Genomic DNA, 14,223 nt, shown 5'->3' on the forward strand with positions numbered 1-14,223 from the left:
CCTCCACCACACCCGGCAGGCACCCCGCCGTCACCTCCGGCCCGCCCACCGGCAACCTCCGCGCCCGTCTCACCTCCTTCGTCGGCCGTGAAGCCGACATCGAGGCCATCCGCGGTGATCTCGCCACCGCCCGGCTCGTCACCCTGCTCGGCCCCGGCGGCGCCGGGAAGACACGGCTGTCGCAGGAGGCCGCCGAGAGCGTGCGGGACGGGGCGCCGGACGGGGTGTGGCTGGCCGAACTCGCGCCGGTCGACGTCCCCGACGGGGTGCCGGAGGCCGTCCTCACCGCCGTCGGCGCTCGCGAGACCGTGCTGTACGGCGCCGGCGCCGAGGCCATGCGCGCCGGATCGGAGCGGCACGACGACCCCGTCGAGCGGCTCGCCGAGCACTTCGGCAAGCGCCGGATCCTGCTGATCCTCGACAACTGCGAGCATGTCGTCGAGGCCGCCGCCCGCCTGGTGGCGGAGCTGCTGGAACGCTGCCCGGAGCTGACGGTGCTGGCCACCAGCCGCGAACCCCTCGGCGTACCGGGGGAGTTGCTGCGGCCCGTCGAGCCGCTGCCCGAGCCCGTGGCGCTGCGACTGCTCGCCGACCGGGGCGCGGCCGCCCGGCCCGGCTTCCGCGTCGACGCCGACGACCGGACCGCGGCGGCCTGCGTCGAGATCTGCCGCCGCCTCGACGGCCTCCCGCTCGCCATCGAGCTCGCCGCCGCCCGGCTGCGCATGCTGACGGCACGCCAGATCGCCGACCGGCTCGACGACCGCTTCCGTCTCCTGACCTCCGGCAGCCGAACCGTCCGGCCCCGCCAGCAGACCCTCCGGGCGGTCGTCGACTGGTCCTGGGAGCTGCTGAACGAGGACGAACGCGAGGTGCTGCGGCGGCTGTCCGTCTTCGCGGGCGGCTGTGACCTCACGGCGGCCGAGGCCGTCTGCGGACCCGCCGCCCTCGACACGCTCGGCTCCCTCGTCGACAAGTCCCTGGTGGTGGCCGCCCCTTCGGCGGACGGCGCGATGCGCTACCGGCTGCTGGAGACCGTCGCCGAGTACGCCGGCGAGCGCCTCGACGAGACCGGACGGCGGCCCGAGGCCGAGCGCGCCCATCTGACGTACTACCGCGAACTCGCCCGCGCCACCGACCCGTTGCTGCGCGGCCCCGGCCAGCTCGCCGCCATCGGGCGCCTGGAGCGCGAGTACGAGAACCTGCGGGTCGCCCTGCGCCATGCCGTCGCCGACCGGGACGAGCAGGAGGCGCTGTGCCTGGTCCTGTCGCTGTCCTGGTACTGGCAGATGCGCGATCTGCGGATCGAGGCGCGCAACTGGTCCCGTGAGGTGCACGCCCTCGGCCCGGACCCGTTCACCGAGCCGGTCCGCCCCGCGCGGCCGGTGCGGGAGCGGTGCACGGACACCCCGCCGCCGTGGACCGGAGAGGCCCTCGCGGAGGCCCGGCGCGGAGTCCATCTCGTCCACCTGGCCTGCATGGACACCGAACTGGACGCCTGGCAGACCCCCGAGGCGCAGGCCAAGCTGCGTACCATCGCCGCCACCTACGAGCCGGGCATGCCGCAGACCTGCCGGCTCCCCGGCTCGCTGTGGTTCTTCGCCGTCATGCTGACCGGCGACATGGAGCGGCTGCGGACCGTCGTCGACGCCACCGTCCGTACGTCCCGCGAGACGCCCGGGTACGACTGGGAGCTCGCCGCGAGCCTGCACGCGCGTGCCAACCTGCTCGCCAACCGCAGCGACTGGGCGGGCGACGCCACCCGCGACGCCGACGAGGCACTGGAGATCTACGAGCGCCTCGGCGACCTGTGGGGCACCGCCGAGGCCCTCGCCGCACGCGCCGAGGCATGCGAACGCAGAGGCGAGTGGGAGTCCGCCGCCGCCGACTACGAGGCGGCCGTCGAGCGCGCCGGACGGCTCGGCGCCCGAGCCCAGATCTCGGTCCTCAACGCCCGTCTCGGCAACGCGCTGATGGAGGCCGGCGCGACCGGGCGCGGCGAACGCCTGCTGCGCGAGGTGATCGCCTGCCGGGACGGCGCGCGCACCGAGGCGATGCCGGCCGCCCGGATGTTCCTCGCCGGCCACCTCGGCATGACCGGCCGCATCTCCGAGGCGCGGGAGCAGTTGCGGCTGCTGCGCGAACAGTTCTCCGTCGCCAGCTTCGTCATCTTCGACGCCTTCATCCTCGGCTCGGAGGCCTGGCTGGAAGCCGTCGACGCGTGCTACGAGGAGTGCCTGGTCAAGGTCCGCCGGGCCCTGGAACAGGCCGGGACCCCGCTGTCCCTGGCCATCGCGCCCAGCATGCGCACCCTGTTCCTGTACATCGCCGCCCTCGCCCTCGCCGCCCTCGACGACGGCAGGCGTGCCCGCGTGGGCGCCCTGTGCGTCGGTGCCGGCGACGGGGTGCTGCCGTCCGCCCATGTCGCGACGCGCGTCGAACGCGAGACGCGCGAGCGGGCCACGCGCGGGCTGCGCGCCGTACTGGGCGACGCGGCCTACGAGTCGGCGTACGCCGAGGGCGCCGGCCTCTCCCCCGAGGAGGCCGCCGCCCTCGTCTGACGCGCACCGACTGCCCGGCCGCGTCAGCTCTTCGTACGGAACTTGTGGATGGCGACCGGCGCCATGACCGCCGTGATGGCCACCGACCAGCCGAGCGTCACCCACAGGTCGTGCGCGACCGGGCCGCCCACCATCAGGCCGCGCGCGGCGTCCGCGAGCGTGGACAGCGGGTTGTAGTCGGTGAAGGCCTGCAGCCAGCCCGGCATCGACGTCGTCGGCGCGAAGATCGACGAGCCGAACTGGAGCGGGAACAGCACCAGGAAGCCCATCGCCTGCACGGACTGCGCGTTCTTCATGATCACGCCCAGGGTGAGGAACACCCACATGATCGACGACGCGAACGCCGTGGACAGGGCCACCGTCGCGAAGAGACCGGGCCAGTTGGTGATGTCGAACCCGACCAGGACGGAGACGATCATCAGCACGGTGGTCGCGAACAGCATCCGCAGCAGCTCCACCGAGATCTTCGCGAACAGCACCGAACCGCGCCCGATCGGCAGCGACCGGAAGCGGTCCATGACCCCGGAGTTGAAGTCCTGGCTGAACCCGGTGCCGACGCCCTGCGACAGCGTCATGCTCATCATCGCGATCATGCCGGGGATCACGTACTGCACATACTGGTCCTGACCGCCGCCGAGCGCCTGCCCGATCGAACCGCCGAACACGAACACGAACAGCAGCGTGAAGATGACCGGCATCAGCAGCGCGTCGGCCATCGACTCCGGGTCCTGCCGGATCCACAGCAGATTGCGGCGGACGAGGGCGCCGGTGTGCCGGAGGTGCGCGCGCAGCGAGATGCGGGCGTCGTCGGTGGGTACGGCGGTGGTGGTGGCGCTCATACGGCGACCTCCTCGCGGGCGTCGGTGGGCGCGGGGTCCCGCGGGGCACTGGCGCGGTGGCCGGTGAGCGACAGGAACACCTCGTCCAGGCTGGGCAGTTCGGTGGTGATGGAGGCGAGCGTGACGCCCTGCGCGGTGACCGCGCCGACGATGGCGGTGAGCTGCTCGTCGCTGAGCACCGGGACGAGCAGGGTGCCGGTCTCGGTGTCCACGGTGGTCGTCGCCAGGCCGGTGATGCCGAGGTCGTCGAGGTAGCCGGCGAGGGGCCGCAGCTGCAGGGCGTCGGCCGGCCGGATCCGCAGGGTGCGCCCGCCGACCTTGGCCTTGAGCTCCTCGATGCCGCCGCCCGCGATGACCTTGCCCCGGTCGACGACGGTCAGCTCGGACGCCAGCTGCTCGGCCTCCTCCATGTACTGCGTGGTCAGCAGCACGGTCACGCCGTCCCCGACCATGGTCTTGACCTCGTCCCACACCTCGTTGCGGGTACGCGGGTCCAGACCGGTCGTCGGCTCGTCCAGGAAGAGGACGGCCGGCCGCCCGATCATGGAGGCCGCCAGGTCGAGCCGCCGCCGCATGCCACCGGAGTAGGTGGAGGCGGGCCGCCTGGCCGCCTCGGTCAGCGAGAACCGCTCCAGCAGCTCATCGGCACGCGCGCGTGCGTCCTTCTGCGGCAGATCGAGCAGCCGCCCGATCAGATACAGGTTCTCCCACCCCGGCAGCTTCTCGTCCACGGAGGCGTACTGCCCGGTCAGCCCGATCACCCGCCGCAACTGCCGAGGCTGCCGCACGACGTCGTATCCGGCGACGACGGCCTCCCCGGAGTCCGGCGCCAGCAGCGTGGACAGGATCCGCACCAGGGTGGTCTTCCCGGCCCCGTTCGGCCCGAGCACCCCCATCACGGTGCCCTCCCGCACCTCCAGATCCACCCCGTCCAGCGCCTTGGTCTCGCCGTAGTGCTTGACCAACCCCCGCACCGAGACAGCCGTACTCACACCGCCCGGCTTCTTGTCGATTCGCGTCATGCCCCCGACGGTGCCACCCCCCACCGACAAACCACCGACACCTCACCGACACGACCGACGAGGGGCCTGACAGCAGCGCCCCCAAGGGGCCCTTGGGCCCCCAGGGGCGCGGGGAACTGCGCGACCAGCCACGATGACGCGGCAGCCGACAGACCACATACCGCGGCAAATCCGTAGTCGAGCCCTTGCCGGAAGACGTCAGTATCGAACCGCTTCGGCCCGCTCCGGAACATGTCCAGCGACCACACGCTCCCGCCCGCCCCGTGGAGCGACCCGGTGCCGGTCCACCGCATAAGCCACCCCGGCGACGCCCAGGCCCAGCACGGCCAGCGCGGAGCCCACGAGCGCCGGAGAAGTCACACCGAACCCCGCCGCGAGGGCAAGCCCTCCGACCCAGGCGCCGCCGGCGTTCGCGAGGTTGAAGGCGGCCTGGTTGGCGGAGGAGGCCAGGGACGGGGCCGAGGATGCCTTCTCCATCACCATCAGGTTGAGCGGGGAGCCGGTCACGAAGGCCGCCACGCCGAGCAGCGTCACCGCCAGGGCGGCGCTCCACGCCGTGGACATCAGCAGCGGGAACAGGGCCAGCACCGCGGCCAGCGAGAGCAGCCCCCCGAACAGAGTCCGCCGCATCGAGTGGTCCGCCAGGCGTCCGCCCAGCAGGTTGCCGACGGTCGCGCCCACGCCGAACAGCGCCAGCAGCAGCGTCACGCTGGCGTCGGCGTACCCGGCGGCGTCGGTCAGCATCGGCGTGATGTAGCTGTACGCGGCGAAGAGCGCGCCGAAGCCCGCGACGGTCGTGCCGAGCGCCAGCCACACCGGCAGGGAGCGCAGGGCGGCCAGCTCGCCGCGCAGGCCGGCCGGCGGGGTGGCGGCGTGTGCCTCGCCGCGCGGGATGAGCAGCGCCAGCGCCGCCATCGCGGCCAGGCCGATCGTGCTCACGCCGAGGAAGGTCGCCCGCCACCCCAGGTGCTGCCCCATGAGCGTGGCCACCGGCACGCCCGCGACGTTGGCCATCGTCAGGCCCAGGAACATCAGCGACACGGAGCGGGCCTTGCGCTCCGGCGCGACCATGCTCGTCGCCACGACCGCGCCGACGCCGAAGAAGGCACCGTGCGGCAGACCGCTCAGGAAGCGGGCGGCCATCAGCCAGTCGTAGGTCGGGGCGAAGGCCGACAGGGCGTTGCCCGCGACGAACAGGGCCATGAGGCCGATGAGGACGGTCCGGCGCGGCATACGGGCCGTGACCGCCGCCAGCAGCGGGGCGCCGATGACGACGCCGAGCGCGTACGCCGACACCAGGTGCCCGGCGGTGGGGATCGAGATGTCCAGGTCGTTCGCGACTTCGGGCAGGAGGCCCATCATCACGAACTCGGTCGTACCTATGCCGAAGGCGCCGACGGCCAGGGCGAGCAGGGCCAGGGGCATGAAAAGAGCCTGTGCCTTTCAGGGGGTCGAGAGCGTGGTTCCGTACCTTGTATGTTCAGTTACGGAACAAAGCCTCTCAGGCCCAGTATTCCGGCAGCTGACGATCAGGTTGCCGAGACCTGTCCGCGCCCGGCCGATCAGCCGCTGACCTCAGGCTGACCAGGGGTTTTCCATCGCGCCTCAGGACGCGGATGTGTCGACCTTCACACGCGCCGCCACCGGCAGATGATCGCTCCCGGTCTCCGGCAGCGTCCACGAGCTCATCGGCTCGACACCCTTCACCATGATCTGGTCGATCCGCGCCATCGGGAACGACGCCGGCCAGCTGAACCCCATCCCGCTGCCCGAGGCACCCTGCGTGGAGCGCATCTGGGCGGTGACGGCCCGCAGCGCGCGGTCGTTCATCGTGCCGTTCAGATCGCCCAGCAGAACGACCCGCTGCACCGGCTCGTCGGCGATGGCCTCACCCAGCGCGTTCGCGCTCTTGTCACGCTGCCGGGCCGTGAACCCGGCCTCCACCTTCACCCGCACCGACGGCAGGTGCGCGACGTACACCGCGACCTGCCCGGCCGGCGTGGCCACCGCGGCCCGCATCGCCCGGGTCCAGCCCAGCTTGATGTCGACCGGCTTGACGCCGCTCAGCGGGTACTTGCTCCACAGCCCGACGGTGCCCTGCACCGTGTGGTACTTGTACGTCCCCGCCAGCGCCTTCTCGTACGTCGGGACCGCCGCCGTCGTCAGCTCCTCCAGGGCCACGACGTCCGCGCCGGACGCGGCCACGTCCCGGGCGGTACCGGCCGGATCGGCGTTGTCCGCGTTGACGTTGTGCGTGGCCACCGTGAGGTCGCCGCCCGAGCCGGTCTTGTCGCTGAGCTGGCCGCCGAAGAGGTTCAGCCAGACGATCGCCGGGAGCAGCACGGCGATCAGCGCGGTCGCGGACCTGCGCACCAGGGCCAGCACGAGCAGCACCGGGACACACAGACCCAGCCACGGCAGAAACGTCTCGGTCAGGCTGCCGAGGTTGCCGATCGCGTTCGGGATCCTCGCGTGCAGCCCCATCACCAGGGCGAGGATCACCGCGAGAGCGGCCAGCACGATCCCGCGACGCCAGATGCGCGGATCACCGCGCCAGCCCGCCGCCAGGCCCTTCAGGCGGTTCGTCAGGCGCCGAAGCCCAGATTCCCGGCGCTCGGGCCCCGAGCCGCCGTTGTCCGTCTCCGTCACGTACGCCTGCTGCGCCATACCGTCGCCTCACTACCTGCCGTGCACACCGTCGTCCCCCCGCGCCCACAGAAACCCTAGGGGATGATCGGCTCCGTTCATGCCGTACTCATGACGGCCGTACGGGGGCGAGGACGTACAAGTCGCCTTCGGGAGTTCCGGTTGCGGCGGGGGAAAGCGCGCTCTGTGACGAAACGCGCACATGCGAGCTACGGGGTGTGCGAACTGACGGGACGTAGACCTTCGAGCAGCGCGTCGACCATCTGCTCCGCGAGCCCTTCCGGAAGTTCGGCGTCCGGTCGCATCACGGCACGCACCAGCATCGGACCGAAGATCATGTCGTTCAGCACGTCGACGTCGAGGTCCGTGCGCAACTCGCCGTTGGCCTGCCCGCGGAGCAGGATCGCGTACTGCTTGCGGCGGCGCGGCTCGACGACGATGGCGTGATAGGCGTCCCAGATCTTCGGCGTGCTCTTCATCTGGGCGATGACGTTGTGCAGGAGCACCGAGGAACGGGTCATCAGGCCGCGTTGGCGCAACTGCTCCAGCAGCGCCACCAGGTCGTCGCGCATGGAGGTGCCGGGCAGTTCGGGGTCCGGGGGTTCGGCGGCGCGCACGACGTCGACGAAGAGCTCCTCCTTGCCGCGCCAGCGACGGTAGATGGTGGCCTTGCCGACACCCGCGGTCCGGGCGATGCGCTCGATGGACAGCTCCGCGAGCGGCACGCCGTCCTCCAGCAGCTTCAGGATGCCCTCCATGATGGCCCGTTCCACGGCCTCGCTGCGGGGGCGGCCCCTGACCGGGCCGTCGTGCCGGGGGTGGCTGTCGGCGAGGCTCACTTGGTCTCGGTCCTTTCCGTGGGCTGTGCTGATTCTCCCCCCGGTTCTCCTGCAGGTACGACAAGTCCCGCACGCGGCGCCGGCAGGCGCCGCCGCTCCCTGCTATTCGGTGGACACCAACTCCCGCTTGTCCTCGTCCTCCTGAGGCGCCGCCGGCCGCCCCGGCAGGAACAGCGCCACGACCACCGCGCCCAGCACCGCGACACCCGCGCCCCACAGCGCCGTGACATGCATGGAGTGCAGGAACGCGTCGTGGGCCGCGCCGACGAGGGACTCGCCCTTCGGGCCGAGCCGGTCCGCGAAGCCGAGCGTGGCCTCGATGGACTCGCCCGCGGTGTGCCGTACGCCCTCCGGCAGCACCGTGAGCCGGTCCTCGATGCCGCCGCGGTAGGCCGTGGACATGACCGAGCCGAGTACGGCGATGCCGAGCGCGCCGCCGACCTGGCGGAAGGTGTTGCTCAGGGCGGAGGCGGAACCGGCCTTCTCGCGGGGCAGGGCCTGCATGATGACGACGCTGAGCGGGGTCATGATGTGCGCCATCGCGGCGCCCATCAGGAAGAAGACGACCTCCAGCAGCCAGATCGGGGTGTCCGCCTCGAACATGGCGAACGCGGCCAGGGTCAGCGCGATCAGCAGCATGGCGCCGGTGGTCGTGGCCCGGTTGCCGAACCGGTCGACGACGAGCCGGGCGCGCGGCGCGAAGATCATCTGGGCGGCGGCGAGCGGCAGCATCAGCAGGCCGGTCTCCAGCGGGGAGTAGCCGCGCACGCTCTGGGTGTAGAAGACCGAGAAGAAGGTCACGCCCATCAGGGCGAAGAAGACCAGCGCGATGACGCCGATCGCGGCTGAGAAGACCTTGTTCCTGAAGTACGTGACGTCGATGGACGGATGGTCGCTGCGCTTCTCGAACACGACGAAGGCGACGAGGACGGCGAGCCCGGCGGCGATGGTCGCCAGCACCGTCGTGTCCGTGAAGTCGGCGAGCTGGCCGCCCTTGATGATGCCGTACACGAGCAGGACGAGCCCGACGACGGAGAGCACGACGCCGATCGGGTCGATCCGCCCCGGGTTCGGATCACGCGAGTCCGGGACCAGCCACAGCATCAGCGCGAGCGCGAGCAGCACGATCGGCACGTTGATGAGGAAGACCGACCCCCACCAGAAGTGATCGAGGAGGAGGCCGCCGGTGATCGGCCCGATGGCGATGGCGAGCCCGACGCCGCCCGCCCATATCCCGATGGCCTTGGGCTGCTCGTCGCGCTCGAAGACGTTCATCAGGACGGCGAGGGTGGCCGGCATGACGAAGGCGGCGCCGAGGCCCATCACCGCGCGGAAGGCGATCAGCTCGCCGGGTGAGCCGGAGAACGCGGCCAGCGCCGAGCCGATGCCGAACACGGCGAGCCCGCCCAGCAGGACCTTCTTCCTGCCGAGCCGGTCACCCAGGATGCCCGCGCTGAACAGCAGGCCGGCGAAGACGAGCGTGTAGGCGTTGATCGCCCACTCCAGCTCGCTCTGGGTGGCGCCCAGGCCGGTCGGGGCGGGGGTCGAGATGGTCTTGATGGCGACGTTGAGGATCGAGTTGTCGAGGACGACGATCAGCAGGCTCAGCATCAGCACGCCGAGGATCGCCCAGCGGCGCCGGTGCACGGCTTCCGGTATGCGGGGGGCTGTGGCGGCGGGAGAAGTCATGCTGTCGAACGTACCTGATTTACGATACGGAACCGTCTCGTATCTTAATTTCTTACCGAGAACTTACGTGCGGCGGCCACACGGCGGAAGCCACGCGGCGGAAGTCACGCGGGGTGGCCTAGCCCTCCCTGGCACGAAGTGCCACCATGGAGGGGAGTCCGGGGACGCCGTCAGGGCGCCTCGAGATGACGTGAAGGAGCCGTTGCAATGACGCAGCTTTCGGCTGCCCAGACGCCTCAGGCGAAGACCTCCGACGGCAGCAAGGCGCTGTACGGGGGGAAGGGCACCCGCCGCATCACCGTCCGCGACATCGCGCTCGCCAAGGAGCGGGGCGAGAAGTGGCCCATGCTCACCGCCTACGACGCGATGACCGCGTCCGTCTTCGACGAGGCCGGCATCCCGGTCATGCTCGTCGGCGACTCGGCGGGCAACTGTCACCTCGGGTACGAGACCACCGTGCCCGTCACGCTCGATGAGATGACCATGCTGTCGGCCGCTGTCGTACGGGGCACCTCGCGCGCCCTGATCGTCGGCGACCTGCCCTTCGGTTCGTACCAGGAGGGCCCGGTGCAGGCGCTGCGCTCGGCGACCCGGCTGGTCAAGGAGGCGGGCGTCGGCGCCGTGAAGCTGGAGGGCGGTGAGCGCTCGCACGCCCAGATCCGGCTCCTCGTCGAGTCCGGCATCCCGGTCATGGCCCACATCGGCCTGACCCCGCAGTCCGTCAACGCCATGGGCTACCGCGTCCAGGGCCGCGGCGAGGAGGCGGCCCAGCAACTGCTGCGCGACGCGAAGTCCGTCCAGGACGCCGGCGCGTTCGCGGTCGTCCTCGAACTGGTCCCGGCCGAGCTCGCCGCCGAGGTGACGCGCGTCCTCCACATCCCGACGGTCGGCATCGGCGCCGGTGCCGAGACCGACGCCCAGGTCCTGGTCTGGACGGACATGCTGGGCCTGACCGGCGGCCGCGTACCCAAGTTCGTCAAGCAGTACGCCAACCTCCGCGAGGTCATGGGCAACGCGGCGAAGGCGTTCGCGGAGGACGTGGTCGGCGGAACGTTCCCGCTGGAGGAGCACTCCGTCCACTGAGCCCCGCCGGGCCTACCCGGGGTCACCCGGGTCTCACTGAACCACTGCGGCACCACCACGACAGCCCGCCGATCTTCCCCCGTCGGCGGGCTGTCCCTTTGGCGGTCGGAGACGCTCAGCGACGGCGATACGACTCCACATAGCCGGCGGCGGGCGTACCCACACCCGTCACGTCGTCATAGCCCTTCACGGCGCTCAGCGAGCTGTCCTTGCCGAGGGAGCGTACGGACGTGGTCAGACCGTCCGTCGCGTCATAGCCGTTGACGAAGTCGACGCGCGCCACCGCGAGCCCGGCCCCGGTCGGGTCGTCCGTGACGTCGTGGTACGCCTTGGACCCGTACCGCGCGTAGATCGACGGGTTGGCGAAGCCGATCGGCTTCCCGCCGCGGGCCTCCTGCGCGAGGGCCTGGACGGCCGCGATGACCGGCGCCGCGAGCGAGGTGCCGCCGAGGCGGTACTCGTCGTAGGCCTGCGTCCTCCCGTCCGGCATGGTCTGCGTCTGCCCCACCAGGAACCCGGTGTTCGGGTCGGCGATGGCCGCGATGTCCGGGACGACACGGTTGCCGTCGGCACCGTTGGCCTTGGCCAGCGCGTCCGGCACGACGCCCTTCTGCCAGTACGGCTCGGCGACGGTCCTGCTGGTGCCGCCGCCCGCACCCGAGGTGAACGCGCCCGGGAAGCCGGTCCAGCTCTTGCCGTCGGCCGACAGCTCCGCCTTCTCGGTGCCCCAGCCGGTCTCCCACAGGTACGTGTCGCCCTTGCCGACCGCCAGCGAGGTGCCGCCGACCGCCGTCACCCACGCCGAACTCGCCGGGATGTCGACCTGTTTGGTGCCGCTGCTCGCGACCTCGTCGCCGTCGTCGCCGGAGGAGTAGTAGAAGCCGATGCCCTCGACCGCGCCGAACTGGAAGACCTGGTCGTATGCGGCCGCGAGGTCCGGCGTCTGGGCGTCCTCGGTCTCGCCCCAGGAGTTGGAGACGATGTCGGCCAGGTGGTGGTCGACGATCTTGCCGAGCGAGTCGAGCAGGTCCTGGTCGGTGCAGGACGCGGCGCCGACGTAGGTGATCTGCGCGGCGGGCGCGACCGCGTGCACGGACTCCACGTCGAGGGTCTCCTCGCCGTACCAGCCGGCCGCGCCGCAGTCCTTGGTGTCGGTGTACTTCGCGGGCAGGACCTGGCGCAGCTGACCGGCGGTGTAGGCCGCGTCGCCGTGGCGCTTGGCGTAGGTGGCCGCGTCGTAGGCGATGGTCGGGGAGGCGTACGCGTCGGTGATGGCGATGCGCACCCCCTTGCCGGTCCGCCCGCCCGCGCCGTACGCGGCGCGCAACTGCTTGCCGGTGTAGCCCTTCACGGCGTACGGGATCTTCGTGCCGTACGCGTCCGGCAGCGAGCTCGCCACGTTCGAGCCGTGGTACGTCGAGAACGGCCCGGCGTTGCGGAACACGGTCTCCGGCGGCGGCAGTTGGTCCTTGTGGCTCGCCAGGTGCGGGGCGTTGTCAAGGCCGGTGACGGTCAGGACCGCGTCCTTCAGCTCCTCCGGCACCGAGACGGCGGCAGCGGGAGCGTGGTAAGTCCGGGCACCCTTGGCGTAGTTGTGCAGCTGGGTGCCGAAGGCCTTCTCCGCGGCGGCCACATCGCCGGAGACGGCGACATAGTGCTGCGTGACGCCCGTGACCTTCAGCCCGGCCGAGGTCAACCACCGCTTGACGGCGGCGACCTGGGCCTTGGTCGCGCCGAAGCGGGCCCGGGCCTGGTCGGCCGACAGGTACTTGCCGTACGACGCCGAGCGCGGGTCCGACACGGCCTTCGCGTACGCGGCGAGGCCGGTCGCGTCCCGGCCCGCGAGGTAGACGCGTACGGCGACCCGGGCGCCGTCCGAGGTCGCGCCCCTGTCCGCCCTGGCCGTGGCCCACGCGGGCTTGGTCCCGGCGAGCCGGTCACGCCCCGGGTTGTCCGCGGCGTGCGCCGCCGGTATGCCGAGCGCCAGCGCGCCGGTGAGCAGAGGCAGTGTCGCCGCCAGGCTCACGGAGGTGCGCAGCGCGGCACGTCGAGATCTCATGGAACCCCCTGTGCGATTCGTGTGCGAGTGGATCACCCGACGGTGGCCACTCAATCGCCGAACCGTTCACGCCAGGGGAATGCCCGGACCAAGAAGGTCCCAACTAACCTAATGACAACGCCATTTCACAGCCGTACGGCCGTACGCGCTACGACTGCGGCTTCGCGCCCCGCTTCTTCAGCAGGTCCGCCATCAGGTCGATCTCCGACTGCTGCGCCTCCACCATGCCCTGCGCGAGCCGCTTCTCCACCTCGACGTCGCACTTGTCGACACAGCCCTCGGCCATGTGGACGCCGCCCTTGTGATGGGCCGTCATCAACTGGAGGTAGAAGACCTCGGCCTGTCTGCCGCTGAGGCCCTCGAGCTTCTTCATCTCCGCGTCCGTCGCCATGCCCGGCATCAGCGAGCCGTCCCCGGCCGAGGGCATGTCGCCCATGCCCATCCAGGTCATCGGCGGCTTCGCCGACACCTTCGGCAGCCCCCACAGATCCAGCCAGCCCAGCAGCATGCCGCGCTGGTTGGCCTGCGTCTGCGCGATGTCGTACGCCAGCAGCCGCACCTCCTTGTCGTCCGTGCGGTCCCGCACGATGTACGACATCTCCACGGCCTGCTGATGGTGCACCGCCATGTCCCGCGCGAACCCGGCGTCCGCCGAGTCCGCGCCCGGCGTGTCGCTCGAACCGCCGTCCTCGGCGACGGCGTAGGTGAGCGCGCCTACCGCGACGAGCACGGCCGCCGCGGTCCCGGCGATCCAGCCGACGTGCTTCCTCACTCCGACAGACCACCCGTGCACGCCGCGCCCGGCTCGGGCGTCTGCTTGCCCTGGACGTACGTCTCGAAGAACTTGCCGACGTTCGGGTCGTCCGCGCCCGTCACCGTGCGCTGGTGCCCCCACGCGGTGAGCATGATCGGGTCCTTCTGCTTCTCGTCCGGGCTCATCAGCGTGTACGGCGTCTTCTTCACCTTCGCCGCCAGCGCCTCGACGTCGCTCTTGGACGCCTTGGACGTGTACGTCACCCAGACGGCGCCGTGCTCCAGCGAGTGCACGGCGTGCTCGTTCTTCAGCTCCTTGGTGTAGACGTCGCCGTTGCAGTTCATCCACACCTGGTTGTGGTCACCGCCCACCGGGGGCTCCGAGGGGTACTTCACGCTCTTGGCGACATGGGTGCGCCCGAGCTTCCCCTCCCAGGTCCGCACGCCGTCCTTGCCGGTGACGAACTTGCCGGTGGTCTGCGAGTCGACCGCCTCGGCTCCGTTGTCGGACTGCGACCGGATGAGCACGACACCGCCGACGACGAGACCGGCGACGATCACCGTGCTGGTCACGATCGTGAGGATGCGGTTGCGACGCTCACGAGCACGCTCGGCACGCCGCATCTCTTCTATCCGCGCCTTGCGCGAAGCATTGCTCTGGTTCTTGGCGGAGCCCATGAGGCGTTGTCCTTCTGGCGAAAGGGACGGTCGGGTCCGCTGATCGTAAGGGGGAAG

General features: G+C 71.1%; 11 protein-coding genes. 2 read left to right on the forward strand and 9 right to left on the reverse strand.

The features are described 5' to 3' along the window. Nucleotides 1–2,558 (forward strand): ATP-binding protein (locus L0P92_RS11270; RefSeq protein WP_234762414.1); only part of this gene is annotated, 2,558 nt, incomplete at its 5' end. 23 nt (nt 2,559–2,581) lie between these two features. Here the strand turns inward: L0P92_RS11270 and L0P92_RS11275 are convergent. From L0P92_RS11275 to L0P92_RS11300, 6 genes are all read right to left on the reverse strand, one after another. Beyond that, nucleotides 2,582–3,397: an ABC transporter permease gene (locus L0P92_RS11275; RefSeq protein WP_234762415.1), complete on the reverse strand. Its 816-nt coding sequence runs from the start codon at nt 3,395–3,397 to the stop codon at nt 2,582–2,584. Further along, nucleotides 3,394–4,419, reverse strand: a complete 1,026-nt coding sequence (locus tag L0P92_RS11280; RefSeq protein WP_234762416.1) for an ATP-binding cassette domain-containing protein — start codon at nt 4,417–4,419, stop codon at nt 3,394–3,396. The genes L0P92_RS11275 and L0P92_RS11280 overlap by 4 nt, the downstream gene beginning before the upstream one ends. A gap of 198 nt (nt 4,420–4,617) precedes the next feature. Beyond that, nucleotides 4,618–5,844 (reverse strand): MFS transporter, encoded by a 1,227-nt coding sequence (locus L0P92_RS11285; protein WP_234762417.1) that lies wholly within the window; start codon nt 5,842–5,844, stop codon nt 4,618–4,620. 180 nt (nt 5,845–6,024) lie between these two features. Continuing rightward, entirely contained in the window at nt 6,025–7,086 is a 1,062-nt protein-coding gene (locus L0P92_RS11290) for an endonuclease/exonuclease/phosphatase family protein (protein WP_234762418.1), read from the reverse strand. 188 nt (nt 7,087–7,274) lie between these two features. Continuing rightward, complete coding sequence (locus L0P92_RS11295) at nt 7,275–7,904, reverse strand: TetR/AcrR family transcriptional regulator (protein ID WP_234762419.1); 630 nt, start codon at nt 7,902–7,904, stop codon at nt 7,275–7,277. 102 nt (nt 7,905–8,006) lie between these two features. Then, nucleotides 8,007–9,593: an MFS transporter gene (locus L0P92_RS11300; RefSeq protein ID WP_234762420.1), complete on the reverse strand. Its 1,587-nt coding sequence runs from the start codon at nt 9,591–9,593 to the stop codon at nt 8,007–8,009. 207 nt (nt 9,594–9,800) lie between these two features. Here L0P92_RS11300 and panB point away from each other — a divergent pair, with 207 nt between their 5' ends. Continuing rightward, nucleotides 9,801–10,676, forward strand: coding sequence for a 3-methyl-2-oxobutanoate hydroxymethyltransferase (panB, locus tag L0P92_RS11305; protein ID WP_234762421.1), 876 nt, complete (start codon nt 9,801–9,803; stop codon nt 10,674–10,676). Between the two features lie 115 nt (nt 10,677–10,791). Here panB and L0P92_RS11310 read toward each other — a convergent pair whose 3' ends face one another. The 3 genes from L0P92_RS11310 to L0P92_RS11320 all read right to left on the reverse strand — a co-directional run bounded on the left by L0P92_RS11310 (nt 10,792) and on the right by L0P92_RS11320 (nt 14,166). Next, nucleotides 10,792–12,735, reverse strand: a complete 1,944-nt coding sequence (locus L0P92_RS11310; RefSeq protein WP_234762422.1) for a S53 family peptidase — start codon at nt 12,733–12,735, stop codon at nt 10,792–10,794. A 148-nt stretch (nt 12,736–12,883) separates the two neighbouring features. Further along, nucleotides 12,884–13,507 carry a DUF305 domain-containing protein gene (locus L0P92_RS11315; protein WP_234762423.1) on the reverse strand — a complete coding sequence of 208 codons (624 nt, stop codon included), beginning with the start codon at nt 13,505–13,507 and terminating at the stop codon, nt 12,884–12,886. Beyond that, a complete protein-coding gene (locus L0P92_RS11320) occupies nt 13,504–14,166 on the reverse strand; it encodes a thioredoxin-like domain-containing protein (protein WP_234762424.1) in 663 nt (220 codons plus the stop codon). The genes L0P92_RS11315 and L0P92_RS11320 overlap by 4 nt, the downstream gene beginning before the upstream one ends. Nucleotides 14,167–14,223: the final 57 nt, after the last annotated feature.

Source organism: Streptomyces muensis, assembly GCF_021474425.1.
GTDB classification, from domain to species: domain Bacteria; phylum Actinomycetota; class Actinomycetes; order Streptomycetales; family Streptomycetaceae; genus Streptomyces; species Streptomyces muensis.